Source organism: Mesorhizobium sp. M0938 (assembly GCF_040319125.1).
GTDB lineage: Bacteria > Pseudomonadota > Alphaproteobacteria > Rhizobiales > Rhizobiaceae > Mesorhizobium > Mesorhizobium robiniae.
The window spans coordinates 14,716-36,521 of sequence record NZ_JAMYNS010000015.1 but is presented as its reverse complement, the minus strand read 5'-3'; the positions used below and the strand labels follow the sequence as shown (position 1 = coordinate 36,521).

Genomic DNA, 21,806 nt, shown 5'->3' with positions numbered 1-21,806 from the left:
GAAAGGCAAAGGACGGAGACAATGACCATCAATCTGCAGAAGCCGGACATCACCGAGCTCAAGCCGCGTATCACCGTGTTCGGTGTCGGCGGCGGCGGCGGCAATGCCGTCAACAACATGATCACAGCCGGCTTGCGCGGCGTCGAGTTCGTGGTGGCCAATACCGACGCGCAGGCATTGACCATGTCCAAGGCGGACCGCCTGATCCAGCTCGGCGCGCATGTCACCGAGGGCCTGGGTGCGGGATCGCAACCGGAAGTCGGGCGCGCGGCGGCGGAGGAATGCATCGACGAGATCATCGATCACCTCTCCAACACCCATATGTGCTTCGTCACTGCCGGCATGGGCGGCGGCACCGGGACGGGGGCCGCGCCGGTCGTTGCACGTGCTGCTCGAGAGAAGGGGATTCTCACCGTCGGCGTCGTCACCAAGCCGTTCCATTTCGAAGGCCAGCGCCGCATGAAGACGGCGGATCTTGGCATTGAGGAATTGCAGAAATGCGTCGACACCCTCATCGTCATCCCCAACCAGAACCTGTTCCGGCTGGCCAATGACAAGACGACCTTCGCCGACGCTTTCGCCATGGCCGACCAGGTGCTCTACTCCGGGGTGGCCTGCATCACCGACCTGATGGTCAAGGAAGGACTGATCAACCTCGACTTCGCCGACGTCCGCTCGGTCATGCGCGAGATGGGCAAGGCGATGATGGGGACGGGCGAAGCTTCCGGCGAGGGGCGCGCAATGGCCGCCGCCGAAGCCGCGATCGCCAACCCGCTGCTCGACGAGACCTCGATGAAGGGCGCCAAGGGCCTGTTGATCTCGATCACCGGCGGCCGCGACCTGACCCTGTTCGAAGTCGACGAGGCGGCGACCCGCATTCGCGAGGAGGTCGACCAGGAAGCCAACATCATTCTGGGTGCGACGTTCGACGAGGATCTCGAAGGCGTCATCCGCGTCTCCGTGGTTGCTACCGGCATCGACAAATCGGCGGCTGACATCGCCGCCGCGCCGATCGCCATCCGCACCGCTCCGCCAAAGCCCGTCAGCCGCCCGGCCGTTCCGGTCACGGAAAGCCGTCCTGCGCCTGTCCAGCAGGGAGGCTACGAACCACGCGCCGCCGATCCTGTAGCCGAGGCGATCCAGCTTGCCGAGGCGAATGCCGCGGCGATGACGCGTCCCGCGCCGGTTGCCCAGGCGGAAGACTTCCGCCCACAGAGCAAGATCTTCCAGGCGCCACCGGCCCAGCCGCAGCCGATGGTGCAGCCAGTGGTTCAGCAGGTGATGCAGCCTGCGCCACAGCGCGAAATGCTTCACCCGGTAGCCGCAGCACCCCAGCGCATGCCGCGCGTCGAGGACTTCCCACCGGTGGTGAAGGCCGAAGTGGAAGCCAAGGCCCGCCCGGCCGACCATGAGAACAGCGGACCGATGGGACTGCTCAAGCGCCTGACGAACGGCCTTACCCGCCGCGAAGAGGAGCCTGCACGGCTGCAGCCGGCGCAGCCGCGCGAGCCAAAACTGCGCCAGGCAGCGCCCGAAGTGCGCCGCCTTGCCAGCCAGGACCCGCAGCTTTACGCGCCGCGCCGCGGCCAGTTGGACGACCAGGGCCGGCTGACGCCGCAGAGCAGGGCCGTCCAGGAAGACGATCAGCTGGAGATTCCGGCATTCCTGCGCCGTCAGGCCAATTGACCCGTTAACGGTCTGTAACAATTGTTAACAGGCAGACAAGAAATTGTTTGCCTGTTAATGTTGAAAGCGATTAAAAAACAACCCGTTACGGGACCATGTCCACTCCAGATCGCGGTTACAGTGAGTAAGAAACCGTGATTTGGAGACTTTCTGCCGGAACACTATCTTCGCCCCGAGCAATGTCGGTTTGCTGGGATTCGGGGAAGTGCCCTGCCTGCCGATCGAAGAGCCGCGCCCCCCTTGGGCTCATGAAGCGGACTTAGGCAGTATGGGCTATGGGGTTTGTTTTGCACGACTATCAGACGACACTTAAATCGCGTGCGACGCTGACAGGCACCGGTGTTCACAGCGGCAATTCGGTGACCGTTCATTTCCTGCCGGCAGACGCTGATACGGGTGTCGTGTTCCAGCTTTCGAATGGAAGCGAGGGGCGTGAATTTCGTGCGCTCGTTTCCGAAGTCGGCGCTACCGACCTTTGCACAATGCTCGGCGATCCGGCAGGCGAGCATATCGCCACCGTCGAACATCTGATGGCCACGCTTTTCGGGCTCGGCATCGATAATGTCGTCATCGAGATCGACGGCCACGAGGTGCCGATCCTTGACGGCAGCGCCTTGGCGTTCGTGGAGGCCATCGACCAGGCGGGCATCGACACGCTGCCGGTCAAGCGCCGCTACATCAGGGTAGTCAAGCCGGTTCGCATCGAGAACGGTGCCTCCTGGGCGGAGTTCAGGCCCTATGACGGCACGCGCTTCGAGATCGAGATCGATTTCGAAAGCCCGGCGATCGGCCGTCAGCTCTTCGCATCCGACATGAACGCCGACATTTTCCGCCGCGATATCGCGCGGGCCCGTACCTTCGGTTTCATGAAGGATGTCGAGCGGCTGTGGGCGGCCGGCTATGCGCTTGGCTCATCGCTGGAAAACTCCCTGGTGATCGGCGACGACAACCGCGTGATCAATATGGGAGGCTTGCGTTATCCCAACGAGTTCGTGCGCCACAAGACGATGGACGCCATGGGCGATCTGGCTCTGGCCGGCTCCCGGTTCATCGGCTGCTTCCGTTCCTATCGCGGCGGCCACAGGCTGAACGCGGCGGCGCTGCGCCGCCTTTTGTCGGACCGTTCGGCGTTCGAGATCGTCGAGACGACACGCCGCGAGCGCGGTCGTACCGCCGAGATGAACGCCGTCTACGCGCCCGTTTACGCGCCCTGGATGGTCTGATTCTTAACGTTTTTCGGCTTTTATAACCGTCGGCCTGTGTTGCAGGAATGCATCATTGGCCGGCGAAATCATGTAAGTGCGCAGGCCGCGTCTAGCCGCCACAAAAATGTGCGATTGGCCGGGGATAGCGTTGCCGGGCACGGCGATTATGTTTATGGCTGCTGCCCCAGAGCGAATGACGACTGCAATGACGCCGAAAGGGCGGAATCCAATCATGTTCTTCAAGCGAATTGGTCAATCGAAAGCGCCGCAGCGGGCTGTTTTCCTGGCGCTTTCGGTGGTTGTTCCATCGCTGATCCTGTCGGCCTGCATGTCGTCCGAGAAGGATGTCGACCTATCGACCTATGTCGAGCAAACCGAACCGGCCGACGTTCTCTACAATCAGGGCCTCGCCAACCTGAATGCCGGCCGCCTGAAAGAGGCGAGCCGCAAGTTCAGTGCGGTCGACCGTCAGCATCCCTATTCGGAATACGCTCGCAAATCGATGGTGATGGGCGCCTTTGCCGACTATCGCCAGGGAAACTATACCGAGGCGATCGGTTCGGCCAAGCGCTATCTTACGCTCTATCCGTCGACCGATGACGCGGCTTACGCCCAGTACATCATCGGGCTGAGCTATTACCGGCAAATCAAGGACGTCACCCAGGACCAGAAGGAAGCGCGCCAGACCGTGCAGACGATGCAGGATCTGGTGACGCGCTGGCCTGATTCTGAATATGTCGACGACGCCAAGGAAAAGATCCGCTTCGCCAACGACCAGCTCGCCGGCAAGGAGATGCAGATCGGCCGTTATTATCTTGAGCGCCGTGAATATATCGCCGCCGTCAAGCGGTTCCGCAATGTGGTGGAGACCTATTCCAATACGCGCCATGTCGAGGAGGCGCTCGCGCGCCTTACCGAAAGCTACTATGCGATGGGGCTGACATCGGAGGCGCAGACCGCCGCGGCTGTGCTCGGCACCAACTATCCCGACAGCGTGTGGTACAAGGATTCCTACAAGCTCCTGCAGACTGGTGGGCTCGAGCCGCGCGAGAACGCCGGGTCGTGGATCGCCAAGGCCGGGAAGCTGATCACCGGCGCCTGAGCGGCGCATCACCATGCTTTCCAGACTGTCGATCCGCGATATCGTTCTGATCGAAAAGCTGGACATCGACTTTTCGTCAGGCCTTTCGGTGCTGACCGGCGAAACCGGCGCTGGAAAATCCATCCTGCTCGACGCGCTGTCGCTGGCGCTCGGCGCCCGCGGCGACGCCTCGCTGGTGCGGCATGGCGCGGCACAGGGCCAGGTCATCGCCGTGTTCGACGTGCCGCGCAACCATCCTGCACGCATGCTGCTTGCCGACAACGCCATCGAGGACGATGGCGACATCATCCTGCGCCGCGTGCAGACGGCGGACGGCCGTACCCGCGTTTTCGTCAACGACCAGCCTTCCAGCGTGACGCTGATGCGCGACGTCGGTCACGCGCTGGTCGAGATCCACGGCCAGCATGACGAGCGCGCCCTGGTCGATCCCGGCGCCCATCGCGAATTGCTGGACAGTTTTGGCGGTCATCTCGGCACTGTCCGTGCGACAGGTGAGGCGTGGCGCTATTGGCGAGGCTGTGAGCAGGACCTTGCCAAGCACCGCGCCAAGGTTGAAGCGGCGGCGCGCGAGGCCGACTATCTCAGGGCCGCGGTCGCCGAATTGACCAAGCTCGATCCCCAGCCCGGCGAAGAGACCGAGCTGGCGGAATTGCGCGCCACGATGATGCGGGCGGAAAAGATCGCCTCGGAAATCCATGACGCGCAGGATGTACTTTCCGGACCGTCCTCGCCCTTGCCGCAGCTTGCCAGCCTGCTCAGGCGCCTGCAGCGCAAGGTGACGGAAGCGCCGGGCCTGCTCGACGACGTGGTCAAGTCGCTCGACGAGGCGATGCTGTCGCTCGACGCGGCGCAGTCGGGTGTCGAAGCAGCCCTTCGCGCCACCGAATACGATCCGCAGCGGTTGGAGAAGGCGGAAGAGCGGCTGTTTTCGCTGCGCGCCGCCTCGCGCAAGCACAGCGTGGCGGTCGACGATCTGGCGCAGTTGCGTGACACGATGGTCGCCGATCTAGCCGATCTCGATGCCGGCGAAGAGCGCCTGCACGGGCTGGAAAAGCAGGCCGCGGCGGCGCGCGAGGCCTACGACATTTCGGCGGCGCAGCTGTTGTCGCTTCGCCACGCGGCGGCCGTCGGGCTGACCAAGGCCGTCATGGCCGAACTGCCGGCGCTGAAGCTCGAACGGGCCGAATTCATCGTCGAAATGACGAGCGTTGCCGAAAGCCGGATGGAAGAGGGCATCGACCAGGTCGAGTTCTGGGTGCGCACCAATCCCGGCACCAGGCCCGGCCCAATGATGAAGGTCGCTTCCGGCGGTGAGCTGTCGCGCTTTCTGCTGGCGCTGAAAGTGGCGCTGGCCGACCGCGGTTCGGCGCCGACCTTGGTCTTCGATGAAATCGACACCGGCGTTGGCGGCGCGGTGGCGGACGCCATCGGCCAAAGGTTGGCGCGGTTGTCGAAGCGCGTGCAGGTGCTTTCGGTTACGCACGCGCCGCAGGTGGCAGCGCGCGCGGCGACGCATTTCCTGATCTCCAAATCCGGCAGCGCCGATCGTGTCGCCACCGGCATCGCCGAGATGGACCGGGCAGCGCGCCAGGAAGAGATCGCGCGCATGCTGGCCGGAGCGACCATCACCGACGAAGCCCGCGCCGCGGCCGAGCGGCTGCTGCGCGAGAATACGGCCGCAGCATAGAAACACACCGTCCGATGCGGCAAGTCCGGCTTTCCGGCAGAGTCAGGAGATGGCTGCATCCCGCTGTTCAGGAATGATTTTCTCGCGAGCTGGCTCCCTTGCGGCAAATCCTGATCTATAGTGGCGCGCCATTCTTGGGGAAGCAGTTCATGTCCGAAAAATCCGTCGATTCGCTCAACGAGAGCGAGGCAGCCAGCGAGCTGAAGCGGCTGGCCGACGAGATCGCCGAGCACGACCGGCGATACCATGGCGAGGACGCGCCTGTTATCACGGACGCCGAGTATGACGCGCTGACGCGGCGCAACCTCGCCATCGAACAACGCTTTCCCGATCTGGTGCGCGAAGATTCGCCGTCGCGCCGGGTCGGCTCGCCGCCGGCGGAAGGCTTTGCCAAGGTGCGTCATGCGGTGCCGATGCTCAGCTTGGCCAAGGCCTATACCGACCAGGACGTCGCCGATTTCATCGAACGCGGCCGGCGATTCTTCGATCGCGACAAGGATCTCGACATCGCTTTCACGGCCGAGCCGAAGATCGACGGCCTGTCGGCTTCGCTGCGCTATGAAGGCGGCGTGTTCGTGCAGGGCGCAACGCGCGGCGACGGCGCCGTCGGCGAGGACATCACCGCCAATCTCAGAACGATCGCCGACATTCCCAAGCGCCTGAAAGGTTCGGGCTGGCCCGATGTCATCGAAATTCGCGGCGAGGTCTATATGACCTATGCGGAATTCGAGGCACTGAAGCAACGGTCGGCGGCGGCCGGCGGCCAGGACTACGTCAATCCTCGCAATACGGCGGCCGGGTCGCTTCGGCAGAAAGATCCATCCGTCACCGCCAGCCGCAATCTTAGATTTTTCGCCTATGCCTGGGGCTATACGACGGCGGATTCCGCTCCGACCCAGTACGAGTCCGTGCAGAAGTTCAAGGATTGGGGGTTCCAGATCAGCCCGCTAATGGTGCGGGCCAAGTCGGTCGAGGAACTGGTCGCGCATTACCACCTGATCGAGGAGCAGCGCTCGTCGCTTGGCTACGACATAGACGGCGTCGTCTACAAGGTCGACCAGTTGGAGCTGCAGCGCCGATGGGGTTTTGTCACCGGCGAACCGCGCTGGGCTGTCGCTCATAAATTTCCGGCCGAACAGGCAATGACGACCGTGCAGAGGATCGACATCCAGGTCGGCCGTACCGGCACGCTTGCGCCGGTTGCGCGACTGGCGCCAGTCACGGTCGGCGGCGTGGTGGTCGAGAACGTCACGCTGCACAATGAGGACTATATCAAGGGCCTGGACAGCACCGGCCAGCCGATCCGTGACGGCATCGATGTGCGCATCGGCGACACGGTGGTGATCCAGCGGGCAGGGGACGTCATTCCGCAGATCGTCAGCGTCGTTATTGATAAGCGGCCGGCCGATGCCGCGCCCTACGAATTTCCGCACGTCTGCCCGATCTGCGGCTCGCCGGCGACGCGCGAGATCAACGAGAAGACCGGCAAGGAAGATTCCCGCCGCCGCTGCACCGGCGAACTGATCTGCCCGGCGCAGGCCGTGGAAGGGTTGCGCCACTTCGTGTCGCGCGGCGCCCTGGATATCGAAGGCCTCGGCGCCGAAAACATCGACCTGTTCTTCAATGCGGGATTGATCAAGACAGCCGCCGACATCTTCACGCTCAGGGATCGGCGTCTAGCCGTCACCAGGGCTTTGGCCGAGCGGCGCGAGGAGCAGGCGAGGCAACGCGAGGCGGCATCAGGCAAGACTCGCAAGAATGTGCGCGGTGTCGAGGATCGCAACTATGAAAGCCTGGACAAGCTCTTCGCTGCCATCGACGCTCGCCGCGAACCGGAGCTCGATCGCTTCATCTTCGCGCTTGGCATTCGTCACATTGGCGAGACGACGGCGGCCGTGCTTGCCCGAGAGTTCTCGACCATCGAGGAGCTGATCCGCATCGGCAAGGAGACTGCAAAAGCCGAGAATCCGCATGACGTTTTTCCGTCGATCAACGGCATTGGCGACACGGTGATCAACGCGCTGCGCGATTTCTTCGGCAACGAGCGCAACGACGACGTGCTCGACGCGCTGCTCGCGCAGGTCCGGCCGAAGCCCTACATCGTCAACGTCTCGGCCGACAGCGCTGTCGCCGGCAAGACGATCGTCTTCACCGGCACGCTGGAAAAGATGACGCGACCGGAAGCCAAGGCGATGGCCGAACGGCTCGGCGCGAAAGTCGCGGGCTCGGTCTCCGCCAAGACCGATCTGGTGGTTGCCGGACCAGGCGCCGGCTCCAAGCTCAAGCTCGCCACCGAACTCGGCATCGAGGTGATCGACGAGGACGCCTGGCTAGCGCGGATCGGCAAGGCGTGATGACGGGCACGTTCGACGGTTTCGGCCGGAAGGCGATTCCATTTCTCAAGGCGCTGGATTTCCATCAGAGCCGGGAGTGGTTCCAGGAGAATCGCGACCTTTACGTGCGGGAGCTTTATGAGCCGTTCGGAGATCTCGTCGAAACGCTCTCCGAACGCTTCGCGGTGGCGGGACTGGGCTTGCGCGGCGATCGCAAGAAGTCGCTGTTTCGCATCAATCGCGACGTGCGCTTTGCCAAGGACAAGCGGCCCTATAACAGCCATTTGTCGGCCATCCTGTCGCCGAACGGCACCAAGATGGAGCAGGGCGTGTTCTTCGTTTACATCGGGCTTGACCGTTGCTTTGCCGGGGTTGCCTGGTGGCAGCCGGGCCCGGAGCTGCTCCAGGCCATGCGAAGGGCGATCGCAACGAAACCGGCGGAATTCCGCGGCCTGATCGGGAAATTGAAGAAAGCCGGCCTCGACCTCGACACGGAAGGATGCTTGAAGCGCGCGCCACGCGGCTTCGACCAGGTCACGGACGCCGATCTCGCCCAGGCTGTCCGCAACCGGCATTTCGCTGTCCGTCACACGATCGACCCGGCTGGAATCCACACGTCGGCCCTGGTCGACGAACTTGTCGATTTCACCGTGTGCGCCAGGCCGCTGCTCGACTGGGGCCGGGCGATCCAGGGCAAGGTTTCGGCGAGTTAGGGTTTCCGGTGCGGTCCGGTCGCGGATGCGGCGCTACATTCGCATCAAGAGACCACCGTCAACAGGGAGCTCAATTCCGGTGATGTAACTTGCCTGGTCGGAGAGCAGGAAAAGCGCGGCATTGGCCATGTCCTGAGGTGTGCCGATCCGGCCGAGCGGCGCGTAACTGGCGACTGCCGAGCGCTTTTCCTCGGTGTCCCAGCGCGCCTGCAGCGGCGTCAGCGCCATGCCCGGACAGATGGCGTTCGACCGGATGCGGTCGCCGGCAAGCTGCATGGCCAGCGATTTGGAAAGCGCGCAGACACCCGCCTTCGATGCCTGGTAGGCATCTTGGGGGTTGGCGTCGCCACGATACCACTGGATGGTCGAGAAGTGGACCATGGCCCCGCCGCGCCCGCCGGAGCGCATATGGGGAACGACCGATCGCGCCGTGTGCACGAAGGATTTCAGGTTGATGTTGAAGACCTGGTCCCAGACGTCGAGATCCATGTCGAGGGCCGACCTGTCGCGGCCGAACCACAGCACGCCGGCGACATTAGCGAGATAGTCGATGCCACCTCGCTCGCGGCCCGCCGAGCCGATGGTCTGTTCGACGAAGGCGGCGTCGGTGAGATCGCCTTGCGCGAAAGTGAGCCTGTCGTCATAGGAGGCAAGGGAGGCTGGGCGGGCCTTGACGTCGATGGCGGTAACGGATGCTCCCGCTTCGAGCAGTGCAAGCGCGATCGCTTCGCCCATGCCGCCACCGGCGCCGGCGACTACCGCGTGCCTGCCGGTGAAATCATAAACGATCATCTGCTTGCCCTCATGTGCTCCGCCCAACGCGATCGCCGGACAATAGGGGCGGATAAAAATTCCATCAAGCGGTATTAGAAAAAATTTGCCAAAATGGAAAATAGCGATATCGTGGCCGGATGACTTCCCAGTTCGAACGGATTTCAAGCTCATGAACCTGCATTCCGGCGCGCGGACCTTCTCCGTGACCTCTCCTGTCGACGGCTCGACCTTTGTGACGCGCGGCTATGCCGACGGCACGGCAATCGAAGCCGCGCTGGCGCGGGCCCGGGCGGCACTGCCCTCCTGGCGGCGGACGCCGCTGGCCGAGCGGCTGGCGATCCTGCTGCGCTTCGGCGAGGAAATGAAAGCCCGGGCCGCTCCGCTTGCCGAGATGGTCGCATGGCAGATAGGACGACCGCTGTGGCAGGCGGACGAGACGCCGCGTCTTGCGCTGATCGGACAGCTGCTTTTCGACATCGCGCCGGAAACGCTGGCCGACGTGCCCTATCCCTCCGACGAGACCATCCGCCGCTATGCGCGGCCGGTGGCGGGTGGCCTGCATCTGTCGATCTGTGCCTGGAACTATCCGACAGCCATGCTGGGCTATCTGGTGACGTCGCCGCTTGCGGCTGGCAATGTCGTGATCTTCAAGCATTCGCCGCAGACGCCGCTGATCGCGGAGGTGGCAGAGGAGGCTTTTCGTGCCGCCGGCGGCCCCGAAGGCGTGTTCCAAAGCTTGCATCTCGACCATGCCGATGCCGAGCACCTTATCGCGTCCGGTGCCTTCAATGCGGTGAACTTCATCGGTTCAGTCAATGGCGGCCGGCGCGTTCATGCCGCCGCCGCCGGCACGTTCACCCAGGTGCATCTCGAACTCGGCGGCAAGGACCCGACCTATGTCCGCGCCGATGCCGATCTCGAGGCGGCGATACCGCTGATCGCAGAGGGCACATACTCCAATGCAGGCCAGTCCTGCTGTTCGGTCGAGCGCATCTATGTCGACCAGGCGATCCATGACCGCTTCGTCGACGCCCTTGTCGCCGAGACGGCGAAATGGACCATCGGGCATCCGATCGGCGAGAAGCCGATGGTCGGCCCGGTGGTGCGGGCGAGCGCCGCCGACACGATCCGCGGTCTCACCGAAGGCGCGGTGCGGGCAGGGGCGCGGCGGCTGATGCCGCAGGATGGTGCGCTCAAGGCCACAAGGCTTGGCGCCGCCTATTTCGCTCCGGAAGTCCTGGTCGGGGTCGATCACGGCATGCAGATCATGCGCGACGAGCTGTTCGGACCGGTGGCTTGCATCCAGTCGGTCGACGGCGACGACCGGGCAATCGGCCTGATGAACGACAGTGATTTCGGCCTGAGCGCCTCGATCTGGACGCAGGACATCGATCGCGGCGTGGCGCTGCTCGACGAAGTCGAGGCCGGCACCGTCTATCTCAACCGCTGCGACCACGCCGACCTGCACCTGCCATGGGGCGGCATCAAGAATTCGGGCCTCGGCCGCACCAATGGCCGCGCCGGCCTGACAGAAGCGACGGCGGCGAAGGCCTATCACGTCCGCTCCGTCATCGGTTGAATTGGAGGTCGTCCGGTGAACGCTGCAAGCCTTGCAGGGCTTGACGATGCGACTGTCGAGAGGCTGGCCGCAGCCAGCGTCGAGCGGCTGTTGCCCGACGCGGCGAGCCCCTACCTGCTGATCGCCGAGCACGCCGGCAATCTTGTGCCGGCGCCATGGCATGATCTTGGCCTGGCAGCGCCCTATCTCGGCACGCATTTCGCCGTCGACATCGGCATCGACGCTTTGACGCGCCGGCTGTCGCGAACGTTGCGGGCGCCAGCCGTGGTCGCGCATTATTCGAGGCTGTTCCTCGATTATAACCGTCCGGCGGGCGAGTGGGACTTCATGCGACCGGATCTCGGCGGTATTCCGGTGCCTGGCAATCTCGCGGTCGATGCGGCTGACGCCAGGCTGCGCAAGCGCATCGCCTGGGCGCCGGTCGAACAGGCGATCACCGGGACCGCGGCAGGCAGGCAGGCGCTCGTCTCGATACATTCCTTCACCCCGGTGATGGGTGGCATCAGGCGCGATGTCGATATCGGTGTGCTGTGGCGCGAGCCGTCGCCTTTCGTCACCTCGGTTCTCAAAACCCTCGGCGCGCGTGGCGCCGAAGCAGGCTTGAGGATCGGCGACAACGCGCCATACGACTGGCGTCAAGCGGTCGGCTACACGCTGAACCGGCACGGGCTAGAGCAGGGCAGACCCTGCCTCTATCTCGAAGTCCGCAACGACCTGCTTTCCGATCCGGAAAAATTCGAACTCATCAGCCAGACTCTGGAGACAAGCTTTGCCGCTGTCGCGATGTCACTATGGCCGAAATCAGCCGTAGCCGTCTAAAGGCTGGACGCCCTCGGGCCACGCCGCTAGAGCTTGTCGAATTGGAAACACGACAGCCAAGGGCATGGGCGATGCAGGGCAATGTGGGCAGCAAGATCAGGGATGCGCGCAAAGAGCAGAACATCACGCTGCGCGACCTCAGCGAGCGCTCCGGCCTTTCGGTCTCGCAGCTGTCGAAGCTCGAGAACGGCAAGGCGCGCCTGACGGTCGACGTGGCGCTGATGATCGCCGGCGTGCTGCATGTGCCGGTGGCGTCCTTCCTGTTCAGCCCGAAGCCGGGCATGCAGGCGCGCCGCTCGATCACGCGCGCCGGCAGCGGCATCCTGCATCAGGGCAATGCCATGGAATTCGAGGTCCTGTGCAGCGATTTTCGCGACAAGACCAACATTTTCTGGCGCGTCACGCTGCGGGCAAGGAGTTTTGAGGAGAATGGCGGCTGGCGTAGCCATTCGGGCGAGGAGTTCATCCATGTGCTCAGCGGCAGTCTGGAACTGCATACGATCCATTATGACCCGACGGTGCTGCAACCGGGCGACAGCATCCTGTTCGACGGCGAAATGCGGCACGCTTATATCGCGCTCGGCGACGCGCCCGTCATCATGCTGATGTCGAACACGGTACCGCGCGACGGGCTGCCGGCCGGCGCCGGGGCCTGATCCCCACCCGTCGGATTTCGGGCCGGAAGTTCGGCTCGCCAAGAATATTTTCTAAAATGGAAAAAAATACTTGTTATGGAAAAGTCGGGGGTCTAGCATCCTTGATGACCGGCTGACAGGAGAAAAAGCCATCGGCCGGGATGGGAGATGTGACCGATGCTGTCGGTTGAGGCAGTCAGCAAGACTTTTGGCGGCGTGCAGGCCTTGCACAGTGCTTCGCTGTCTTGCGCGGCCGGCGAAATCCTCGGCTTGATCGGTCCCAACGGTGCTGGAAAATCCACACTGGTCAACGCCATCTCCGGTGTGCTCAAGCCGGACACCGGCAGCGTGAAGCTGGCAGGCAAGGAAATCGCTGGCCACGGTCCCGAGCATTGCGCGCGGGCAGGCGTCGGCCGCACCTTCCAGACCATCCGCCTGTTCAAGGATTTGACCGTCCGGCAGAATGTCGAGGTCGCCCATATCACCTGTCGCTCGGTCCGCCCCGATGTCGCGGCACGTATCGGCGTCGATAAGCTGCTTGCCCAATATCAACTGGATGGCTTCGCCGATGTTCCGGCCGGGACATTGTCCTACGGCAGCCAGCGCCGGCTCGAAATCGCCCGCGCGCTGGCGCTCGGTCCTTCGCTGCTTCTGCTCGACGAGCCGGCGGCCGGGCTCAATGAAGATGAATCCGAGACACTGGCGGTGGCGATCGAGGGCATTCGCCGCGATGTCGGCTGCGCGACCATCGTCATCGATCACGATCTGCGTTTCATCAACCGGCTTTGCGACCGGCTCTGCGTCATGGACCAGGGCCAGGTGATCGCATCCGGGCAGACCGAAGCGGTGTGGCGCGATCCGCGCGTCATCGAGGTTTATGTCGGGCAGTCCGAGACATCGTGACGGCACCTGGGAACTGCAACAACAAGGGAGAAGGAGGGGTTCAATGGACAGGATGATCTTGGGGGCCGCGATTGCCGCGGCAGGGCTCTTGCAGGTGGCGCACGCCGGCGCCGCCGATCTGAAGATCGGGCTCGCGGTGGCGATGACCGGCACCTATGCGCCTTACAGCGAGGCCGAAGGCGCCCGCTGCATGGCCGACAAATTGAACAAGGCGGCTGGCGCCGGTGATCCCAAGATCGAACTGATGATCGAGGACAATCGTTCCGATCCGCAGCTTTCGGTTTCGCTCGGCCAGAAGTTCCTCGACGCCGGGGCCCAGGTCATCACCGGCGTGCCGTTCCCGGATGCGCTGATCCCGACCGCCCAGATCGCTGAACCCTATGGCGCGACGGTGTTTTCGGCGCCAAACACCCAGATCGAGATGCAGCAGGCAGGCCTCGACAATTTCATTGCCGGCGCCGTGCCCGATCCGATCAATGCGGCGGCCACGGCCGATGCACTCTATGGCAAGGGTGCGCGCACCGTGGCGCTGCTGGTCTCGCCCGATGCCGGCTCCTATTCGGAGAAACTGCCGGAATGGTTCGGCGAGGTGTTTGAACATCTCGGCGGCAAAGTCGTCTCCAAGCTCAACTATTCCTGGGGCACCACGGACTGGTCGCCGCAGATCGCCAGCATCAAGGCATTGCCTGAAAAGCCGGACGCCATCCATGTCTGCGGCGTGCTGCCCGATGTCGGCATCCTCATTCGCCAGCTGCGCGCCAATGGCTATGACGGCTGGGTTGCCGGTTGCGACGCCTTCGACGACAAGTCGCTGGAAGGGACCGTCGGCGATCCGGCTTCGCTTGAGAAGGTGATGTTCGCCACCCATGGCGCGACCGGCGTCGACAGCCCGATCGACCACTTCCTGGGGCAGTGCAAGGCCGATGGCTACAAGATCAACGGCATCTTTGACGCGCTCGGCGCCGACATGGTGCAGATCAGCTATGAGGCGGCGAAGAAGTCCGGCACCGTCGAGCCCGCGGCCTTACGCGAAGCGATCCGCGCGTCGGGCGGCTATCCCGGCACAACGGCGCCGGTCATCTCCTTCGCCGAAAAGAAGGGCTATCCGGTCAAGGCCGTGCCGGTGATGGGCTTCTCGAACGGCAAGCGCGTGCTCATCACCGACGCGCAGCCGACCTTCGTTCCGGCGTTGAACTGATTGGCAAAGCTGTTTTGATCATGCCGCGAGCGACAATCCGGGCCGGTTCGTGCTGAAGGTCGAGAATCTGAGCGTGCGCTACGGCGCGGTCGCCGCCGTGCGCGATCTGTCGCTGTCGGTGGGGCAGGGCGAGCTTGTCGCCCTGCTTGGCCCGAACGGCGCCGGCAAGAGCTCGACCATCAATGCCCTGACGGGCCTTGTCGCACCGTCGGCCGGCCGTATCGTGCTTGACGGCCGGGATATATCGCGTGTTCGAACCGAGGATCGCATTCGTGCCGGCCTGACATCGACGCCGGAAGGCCGGCACATCTTCGCCAATTTGACGGTTGGCGAGAACCTGCGGCTGGGTGCGGCGACGCGGCGCGACGCCCGCGGCGTGCGCCAGGACATGGAGCGCTTCCTCGCTCTGTTCCCGGTCCTCTCTGAACGCTACGCGCAGGCAGCCGGCACGCTTTCGGGTGGCGAGCAGCAGATGCTGGCCATTGCGCGGTCGCTGATGTCGCGGCCAAAACTTCTGCTTCTCGACGAACCCTCGCTGGGGCTGGCGCCGAAGATCGTCGTGCGGATCTTCGATTTCATCGGCCAGCTCAAGGCCGAGGGGCTGACGCTGCTGGTGGTCGAGCAGAACGCCAGGCAGGCGCTGCGCTTTGCCGACCGCGTCTATGTCATGAGTTCCGGCGCGCTTCGCTTTGACGGGCCGCCGTCCGGGCTTGCCGACAAACATGGCCTCCTCAATCTCTATATCGGCGGGTAGGCGCGGCATGGACTACGCTCTGCAGCAACTTTTGAACGCACTGGCCTTCGGTGCGGAATATTCGCTGGTGGCGCTTGGCCTGGCGGTGGTGTTTTCGATCATGGGGCTGGTGAATTTCGCCCATGGCGAGATCATCGGCGTTTCGGCCTACAGCGTGTTCCTGGCCGCGGCACTGGGGCTGACATCGCCAATCGTCGCGGTCCTGCTTGCCATCGCGGCGGCGGCGCTGGCGGCCATCGCCTTCGAGCGGGTGGCGTTCCGCCCGGTTCGCTATGCGCCAACGACGACGGGATTGCTGACGGCCTTCGGCGTCAGCATCGTCGTGCAGAACCTGTTCATGCTGCTGATCTCGCCGAAACCGCAATCGGTCTCTATCCTCAATGGCCTGAACCAGATGTGGTTCTTCGGCCCGTTTGCGGTGTCGTCGCTTCAGGTCATGGAATTGATCGTCTCCGGCCTGACCATCCTGGCCCTGGTGCTCTTCCTCAACCGGTCGACGCTTGGTCTGGCGATCCGCGCGGCCTCACGCGACTTCGCCACCGTTCGCCTGATGGGCATCAGGGCAAACCGGGTGATTGCCACCGCCTTCGCCATTTCCGGTGCGTTGGCCGGTATCGCGGCCGTCTTCATCATGGCGCGGCGCGGCAGCGTCTCGCCCGACCTCGGCTTCAGCCTGGTGCTGAAGGCTTTCGTTGCCTGCGTCATCGGTGGTTTCGGCTCGCTTCCCGGGGCGGCGGTCGGCGGCATGCTGCTCGGCTTCATCGAAGTCGGCCTGCTCGTCGCCTTGCCGCAGGAATATGGGGGCTTCAAGGACGCGCTTACCTACGCGATCATCGTCGCGCTTCTCGTCTACCGACCGGAAGGCCTGCTTGGCCAACGGATCGAACTCGGCGACAAAGAGATCTGAGGTGGGGAGATCTGAAGTGGCGAGATCCGAGGTGGCGAGATCAGAGATGTCGCAGGCGATCGAAGATACCGCACTTGCCCCTGTCGCAAGGCCCGGCGGCGCGCTGGTGCGCTCGCTCGTCGGCGGGCTGGTGACGTCGTTGCCGGTGCTGGTGATCGGGCTGCTGATCCTGAACTTCGCGCCGACCTACTATACCTTTCTGGCGCTCGGCGCCTTCGTCAACCTGATCGTCGTCGTCGGCCTGCAAGTCTTCATGGGCAACAGCAATATCGCCAATCTCGGCCACAGCGCCTTTGTCGGGCTTGGCGCCTATGGCGTGGCCATCCTGTCGACGCCGCTGGCGATGAAGAAGCTGTCCATTCCAAACGCACCTTTTGGTTTCGCGACGCTCGAGCTCGATCCCGTCACATCGGCGCTGCTCGCGCTGCTTGCGGTCGGCGTTCTGGCCCTGGTCAGCGGCAAGGTTATCAGCCGCCTTTCGGGCGTTGCCGCAACGATTGTCAGCCTGGCACTGCTGATCATCGTCCATTCTGTCTTTCTCAATTGGACCGATCTGTTCAAGGGCAACCAGGCCTTCTTCGGCGTTCCGAAGGTCGTCGGCCTGCCTTGGATGATGGTGATGTCGGTCTTCGCGATCGTGTTGGCTCGGCTGTTCAAGGACAGCCGCTGGGGCCTGCAGCTGAGGGCCAGCGCCCAGAGCCCGCAAGCCGCCGCCGCACTCGGCATCGACGCCCGGCGCCTGCGGCTGATTTCATGGGTGCTGTCGGCGCTGATCTGCGGCCTGGCTGGTATTCTCTACGCCTATTTCGCCGGCACGATCAGCCCGAAGCTGTTCTACTTCCAGATGATCTTCATGACGCTGGCGATGCTGATCCTTGGCGGCATGGCGACAGTTACCGGCGCGATGACCGGCGTGATCGTGCTTTCGGTCGGGCTCGAATTCATCCGCAGCATCGAATCCGGCGTGACGATTGCCGGCATCCAGCTGCCGCAACTGCTTGGTCTGTCCGGTGTCGCGCTTGGCGTCGTCATCGTGCTTTGCATGGCCTTCCGGCCAAGCGGCATCAGCGGCCGCTACGAACTGGACGAATTGCTCTCGCGATTTTTCAGGCACGCGAAATAGCGATGCCTGGTGTTTTCTGGTGGAGGTTTGAAAGTGGAATTTGAGGACAGGGTCGCGGCGTACACGCCCGAGCTTAAGGCGTTGCAGAGCAAGCTGGCAGCCGATGGCGTCGAGTTCATCGAGATCCATACGGTCGACACGTCAGGCGCCTTTCGCTCGAAGATCGCGCCGCTCAAATTGTCGAGTTACGGCGAGGCGATCAACGCCATCCTTTATTGCGTCACCCATGGCGACGGTCAGCCGATGGGCGACGTGGCCTTCGCTTCGGCAAGCGCCAACGAAGAGAACGGCTTTCCCAACATCAAGGGCATCATCGACCCGGCGACCGTCGTCCAGCACGGCTGGAAGCCGAAATTCGCCTCCGCCATTACCCGCGCCTACATGCTCGACGGCACGGTCTGCCCGTTCGATCCACGCGGCGTCCTGGCCAAGGTCGAGGAGCGGATGAATAGGCTTGGCTACGAAACGCGTTTCGCACTCGAATATGAGTTCGGCATTTTTCACGCCGACCATGATTTGATGCGTGCCGGCCGCTATCGCGAGTTGAAGCCCTGGGGCCATTCTCTGGTCAATTACGACCTGGTGCGCAGCGGCGAGTACCAGGATTTCGCAGCCGAGTTCATCACCCGCATGAAAAGCATCGGCATTGGCGTCGCCTCTCTGGTGACCGAATACGGCTTTGGCATGTATGAATACGCGCTGACGCCGAAGACGGCGCTGCAGGCGGCCGACGACGCCATGCGCGCCAAGCTGCATCTGCGCGAATTGTGCGCCGAGCGCGGGCTGGTTGCCACTTTCATGACTCGCTTCCAGCCGCCGGGCAAGGAAAGTGCTTGCGGTGCGCATCACCATGTCAGCCTGTGGCGCGACGGCAAGCCGGCCTTCGCCGCCGGACCAAACCGGCTGACGCCGGTCGCCGAGAAATTCCTCGCCGGCGTGTTGAACCGAATGCAGGAAACGCATCTCTTGTTTCGGCCGACGGTAAATTCCTATCGCCGCTTCGATCGTGGCGCATGGTCGCCGGAAGACGTCGCCTGGGGTTTTGAGAACCGTACCGCGCCGATCCGCGTCATCACCACGCCGAATGATGGCGCCTGCCGGTTGGAGCATCGTGCGCCTGGAGCCGACATCAATCCATATCTGTCAATAGCGGCGGTCCTGGCGGCGGGCTGCGAGGGGATCGAAAAGGAATTGCCACTCGAAGCGCCGGTGACATCGAACCTGGCCAATCTCGACAAGCCGAAATTGTCGCGCACGCTCAACGCTTCGATCGAAGCCTTCGCAACATCCGATTTCTGCGCCGAGGCCTTCGGCGAGACCTTTCGCGACAATTACGCCGAGAGCCGGCGGGCCGAGCAGGCGGCCTTCGACGCCTGGCAGGCATCGCATATCACCGACTTCGAATGGCAGCGCTATTTCGTCAGCTGAGGCGAGCGAATTTGCCGGCACTTTGTGCCTGGCGCTGCCCTGGCGATCATTTCGCCTGATCGTTTGGCTCAAGCGAATTGGTGTGACAAGACAGGCGGCGCTACCTACATACGACCATTCCCGAGGGAGTGGTCAATGTCAGCGGAAGCAATCTCCGAAAACAGCGCGAAGAGCGATTTCTGGCAAGGCGTGCGGCTCTCGACGCCGGTCGTGGTGGCGGCGGCGCCGTTCGGGCTGCTGTTCGGGGCACTTGCCGTCGACAATGGTTTTTCGGTGCTTGAAGCCGTCCTGATGAGCGCCATGATCTACGGCGGCGCCAGCCAGATGGTCGGCATCGAATTGTTCGGGCAGCATGTCGCGCCATGGCTGATCGTGCTGTCGATCTTCGCCGTGAATTTCCGCCATGTGCTTTATTCCGCCGGTATCGGCCGGCGCATCGCGCACTGGCCGCTGGTTCAGCAAGCGGTAGGCTATTTCCTGCTCACTGATCCGCAGTTCGCGGTGGCTGAGCGTAAGGCGGAGGCCGGCGAGACGGTCGGCTTCGCCTGGTATATGGGGCTTGGTCTGCCGGTTTATGTATTCTGGGTAACGGAAGGCGCGCTCGGCGCGATGTTCGGCAAGCTCATTCCCGATACGCATGCTCTGGGCATCGATTTCCTGCTGCCGATCTATTTTCTCGGCCTGGTCATGGGCTTTCGCAAACGGCCGCTGTGGCTGCCGGTGGTGGTCGCCAGTGCCGCTGCCTCCATCATCGCCTATAAAACGGTGGGCTCGCCCTGGCACGTCTCCATTGGCGCTGTGGCCGGCGTGCTGCTCGCGGTCATCTTGCCGCCGCATCACAGTGGTGTCGAGGCGCGGCCATGAGCACAACCTTGTGGATCATCATCGCCGGTGCGATCGCCACCTACCTTACCCGCATCGGCGGACATCTGGTGATCTCGCGCTTCGAAAATATCCATCCGCGCGTCGAGGCCGGGCTGAATGCCGTGCCGGCGGCGGTGCTGACCACGCTCGTCGCGCCGGCGGCACTCGGTGCCGGGCCGGCGGAATGGGTGGCATTGATCGTCGCCGGCCTGGTCTCGCTGCGCGGCGGGCTGATGGCGATGTTTTTGGCGGGCGCGGTGGTGCTGGTCCTGGCTAGGCAGTTCGTCGGGTAGCGTATGTTCATATTCAGGTGATGCCGCCCTGCAAACCCGGGAATTCTGCATGGCCCTAACGAAACTGCCAGCTTCGGCAAGAGGGCGTTATCTCTCTCGGAGAGTTTAAGCGTGTTCCCGCGCCATTGCGGCTAACCAATGGTCCAGTCTTCGGCATCAAACAGCTGCATAAGGTTGCACCAGGAAATCCCCATTGCGTTGCAAACGCCGGGGATCTTCCGAAGGCTGTCGGGGCCAGTTTCCTCTGTGATGAGGGTGTAGCCATGGATCTCAGCCGTAGCGATGACGAAACTGTCGGCTGCGAACTTCTCCTTGCCGGCGGCGACAAGGCCCGAGTAGGTGTTCAACACATGCTGGACACGCCGCTGGATGGCTTGATCGGGCGCGATGAACATGTGCTCGCGCTCCTTCAGCCACTCGTGCAGCTCGGGCGAGCGTTTCGCACACTCTGTCTGCACCAGCAATGACGATACCAGCCGACCCGCACCGATCAGTTTGTCGAACTCATCCCATAGTTTCGGGAAGCGTTTTGGCTTGTAGCGTTCGTACCAGGCGCCAATCAGGGCCGATGTGTCGATGCAATAGACCGTGGCCACAGAGCGCTACCCTGTCATTCCAAAGACAGCGCGCTCAATATTAGGAACGGCGGTGACCTGCATATTGAGGTGGTTGGCAACATCGCGCAGCGTTAGCTGACGGTCGTAGTAGCCCTGGAACACCAGACGGGTGAAGTTGCGGCCGAGCTGGCTGAGCACGACCAGGTGACGCTCGGGGCCGCCGCTGCTCTTTTTCTCCGCTAGTGCGTCATATTCCGCCTGGAAGCTGGCCCGGCGGCTATCATAGAACGCTTTGTTGGTTCGGCCGAGCGCCAGCAGCCGGCGCAAAATCACCTCACGGCTGACGCCGAACCGGGTGGCCAGGGCCACGAGCTCGTCGTCGGCCCAGGTCATGACCTGGCCTTTGGCCCGCACCAGTGGCTCGCCAAGCAGCCAGCCACTCGGAACCAGGGCAGCGCCGGCGACGGCGTTGCAGAACTGCTCGACAACGGCGCTGGCGGGCTCGGGCGCGACGAAGTCGAGGCCGCTAATGCCGCTTGCCCTGACAACCAGATGGCAGAATTCATGCAGCAACGTGAAGGTCCGTCCGTTGGTGCGGTCCTTGGAGTTGATGAGGATGACGGGCAGCTTGGTTTCGGCGATGGCAACGCCGCGCATCTCGGTCAGTGCCAAGCGAGGCACCATGAACACCAGCACATCCTTGGCCTCGATGGCGGTGCGCCAGTTGTCAAAGGCCTTGGCTCGCCAGCCTTGCTGGTCGGTCTGCTTGACGCCCAGATAGGCCCGGATGGCCGTGGCAAGCTTCTCCACGTCTTCTTTGATGGTCGCCTGAAGCTTGAACTCCTGCACGGGCTCGCCCACGTCGTTGCGCAGCTCGAGCGCCAACTCGCGGCGCTCGCGTGCCTGACGAATGGCCCACTCCAAGCCGGACTTAAAGGCATCTTCGGGCGTCTCCCGCAGGCGCCGGAAGTCCTGAATCGGCTGAAAACCGTGGGGCGGCTCGTTGAGGTAGAAAATCGCCGGGGCACGTTTGTAGAAATTCGCAGCCGCCAAAAATTGGGGGAAGGTCAACTGCTTTTCGCCGGCTTCGCAAGCCAGGAGCTTGTCCAAACTCACACCCATACCTTCGGCCGCCACCTCGGGGCTGAGGCGGGCCTGCTCCCGAGCCCATCGCAGAATGGCCGGGTTGATATAGGCGAGCGTACCCTTGGTCATGGTCGGTTAACTCTAACACGGCTGTGAATAT

General features: G+C 63.3%; 20 protein-coding genes. 17 read left to right on the top strand and 3 right to left on the bottom strand.

Going from position 1 to position 21,806, the window contains the following annotated elements; genetic code table 11:
• Positions 1 to 21: 21 nt before the first annotated feature.
• From ftsZ to NKH73_RS23750, 6 genes are all read left to right on the top strand, one after another.
• A complete protein-coding gene (gene ftsZ, locus NKH73_RS23775) occupies positions 22 to 1,686 on the top strand; it encodes a cell division protein FtsZ (RefSeq protein ID WP_352936818.1) in 1,665 nt (554 codons plus the stop codon).
• A 275-nt stretch (positions 1,687 to 1,961) separates the two neighbouring features.
• Positions 1,962 to 2,909: a UDP-3-O-acyl-N-acetylglucosamine deacetylase gene (gene lpxC, locus NKH73_RS23770; RefSeq protein WP_352936817.1), complete on the top strand. Its 948-nt coding sequence runs from the start codon at positions 1,962 to 1,964 to the stop codon at positions 2,907 to 2,909.
• A 214-nt stretch (positions 2,910 to 3,123) separates the two neighbouring features.
• On the top strand, positions 3,124 to 3,993 hold the full coding sequence (locus NKH73_RS23765) for an outer membrane protein assembly factor BamD (protein WP_352936816.1): 870 nt from the start codon (positions 3,124 to 3,126) through the stop codon (positions 3,991 to 3,993).
• Positions 3,994 to 4,006: 13 nt separating this feature from the next.
• Positions 4,007 to 5,680 (top strand): DNA repair protein RecN, encoded by a 1,674-nt coding sequence (recN, locus tag NKH73_RS23760; protein ID WP_352936815.1) that lies wholly within the window; start codon positions 4,007 to 4,009, stop codon positions 5,678 to 5,680.
• Positions 5,681 to 5,829: 149 nt separating this feature from the next.
• Positions 5,830 to 8,034, top strand: coding sequence for an NAD-dependent DNA ligase LigA (ligA, locus tag NKH73_RS23755; RefSeq protein ID WP_352936814.1), 2,205 nt, complete (start codon positions 5,830 to 5,832; stop codon positions 8,032 to 8,034).
• The gene (locus tag NKH73_RS23750; RefSeq protein ID WP_352936813.1) at positions 8,034 to 8,726 is read left to right on the top strand and encodes a DUF2461 domain-containing protein; all 693 of its coding nucleotides are present in this window, start codon (positions 8,034 to 8,036) and stop codon (positions 8,724 to 8,726) included. The genes ligA and NKH73_RS23750 overlap by 1 nt, the downstream gene beginning before the upstream one ends.
• A 33-nt stretch (positions 8,727 to 8,759) precedes the next feature.
• Here the strand turns inward: NKH73_RS23750 and NKH73_RS23745 are convergent, their stop codons facing one another.
• Positions 8,760 to 9,518: an SDR family NAD(P)-dependent oxidoreductase gene (locus NKH73_RS23745; protein WP_352936812.1), complete on the bottom strand. Its 759-nt coding sequence runs from the start codon at positions 9,516 to 9,518 to the stop codon at positions 8,760 to 8,762.
• Positions 9,519 to 9,669: 151 nt separating this feature from the next.
• On the opposite strand from NKH73_RS23745, the gene NKH73_RS23740 reads away from it, so the two are divergent.
• The 11 genes from NKH73_RS23740 (at position 9,670) to NKH73_RS23690 (ending at position 20,003) form a co-directional block, all read left to right on the top strand.
• Positions 9,670 to 11,079, top strand: a complete 1,410-nt coding sequence (locus NKH73_RS23740) for an aldehyde dehydrogenase family protein (protein WP_352936811.1) — start codon at positions 9,670 to 9,672, stop codon at positions 11,077 to 11,079.
• 15 nt (positions 11,080 to 11,094) lie between these two features.
• Positions 11,095 to 11,898, top strand: a complete 804-nt coding sequence (locus NKH73_RS23735; RefSeq protein ID WP_352936810.1) for an N-formylglutamate amidohydrolase — start codon at positions 11,095 to 11,097, stop codon at positions 11,896 to 11,898.
• Between the two features lie 71 nt (positions 11,899 to 11,969).
• Positions 11,970 to 12,554 (top strand): helix-turn-helix domain-containing protein, encoded by a 585-nt coding sequence (locus NKH73_RS23730; RefSeq protein WP_352936809.1) that lies wholly within the window; start codon positions 11,970 to 11,972, stop codon positions 12,552 to 12,554.
• Between the two features lie 156 nt (positions 12,555 to 12,710).
• Positions 12,711 to 13,436: an ABC transporter ATP-binding protein gene (locus NKH73_RS23725; protein ID WP_352936808.1), complete on the top strand. Its 726-nt coding sequence runs from the start codon at positions 12,711 to 12,713 to the stop codon at positions 13,434 to 13,436.
• A 43-nt stretch (positions 13,437 to 13,479) separates the two neighbouring features.
• Complete coding sequence (locus NKH73_RS23720) at positions 13,480 to 14,634, top strand: ABC transporter substrate-binding protein (protein WP_352936807.1); 1,155 nt, start codon at positions 13,480 to 13,482, stop codon at positions 14,632 to 14,634.
• 49 nt (positions 14,635 to 14,683) lie between these two features.
• Positions 14,684 to 15,388, top strand: a complete 705-nt coding sequence (locus NKH73_RS23715; protein WP_352936806.1) for an ABC transporter ATP-binding protein — start codon at positions 14,684 to 14,686, stop codon at positions 15,386 to 15,388.
• Positions 15,389 to 15,395: 7 nt separating this feature from the next.
• Positions 15,396 to 16,295 carry a branched-chain amino acid ABC transporter permease gene (locus tag NKH73_RS23710; RefSeq protein ID WP_352936805.1) on the top strand — a complete coding sequence of 300 codons (900 nt, stop codon included), beginning with the start codon at positions 15,396 to 15,398 and terminating at the stop codon, positions 16,293 to 16,295.
• Positions 16,296 to 16,311: 16 nt separating this feature from the next.
• Complete coding sequence (locus NKH73_RS23705) at positions 16,312 to 17,418, top strand: branched-chain amino acid ABC transporter permease (protein WP_352936804.1); 1,107 nt, start codon at positions 16,312 to 16,314, stop codon at positions 17,416 to 17,418.
• Positions 17,419 to 17,451: 33 nt separating this feature from the next.
• Positions 17,452 to 18,846, top strand: a complete 1,395-nt coding sequence (locus NKH73_RS23700; protein ID WP_352936803.1) for a glutamine synthetase family protein — start codon at positions 17,452 to 17,454, stop codon at positions 18,844 to 18,846.
• A gap of 135 nt (positions 18,847 to 18,981) precedes the next feature.
• Positions 18,982 to 19,710, top strand: a complete 729-nt coding sequence (locus NKH73_RS23695; protein ID WP_352936802.1) for an AzlC family ABC transporter permease — start codon at positions 18,982 to 18,984, stop codon at positions 19,708 to 19,710.
• Positions 19,707 to 20,003, top strand: a complete 297-nt coding sequence (locus NKH73_RS23690; protein WP_352936801.1) for an AzlD family protein — start codon at positions 19,707 to 19,709, stop codon at positions 20,001 to 20,003. Before NKH73_RS23695 ends, NKH73_RS23690 begins: the two co-directional genes overlap by 4 nt.
• A 131-nt stretch (positions 20,004 to 20,134) precedes the next feature.
• On the opposite strand, the gene NKH73_RS23685 is transcribed toward NKH73_RS23690, so the two are convergent.
• Both NKH73_RS23685 and NKH73_RS23680 read right to left on the bottom strand, forming a co-directional pair.
• Positions 20,135 to 20,599 carry a DUF4411 family protein gene (locus tag NKH73_RS23685; protein ID WP_352936800.1) on the bottom strand — a complete coding sequence of 155 codons (465 nt, stop codon included), beginning with the start codon at positions 20,597 to 20,599 and terminating at the stop codon, positions 20,135 to 20,137.
• 6 nt (positions 20,600 to 20,605) lie between these two features.
• Positions 20,606 to 21,775, bottom strand: coding sequence for an ImmA/IrrE family metallo-endopeptidase (locus tag NKH73_RS23680; protein WP_352936799.1), 1,170 nt, complete (start codon positions 21,773 to 21,775; stop codon positions 20,606 to 20,608).
• Positions 21,776 to 21,806: the final 31 nt, after the last annotated feature.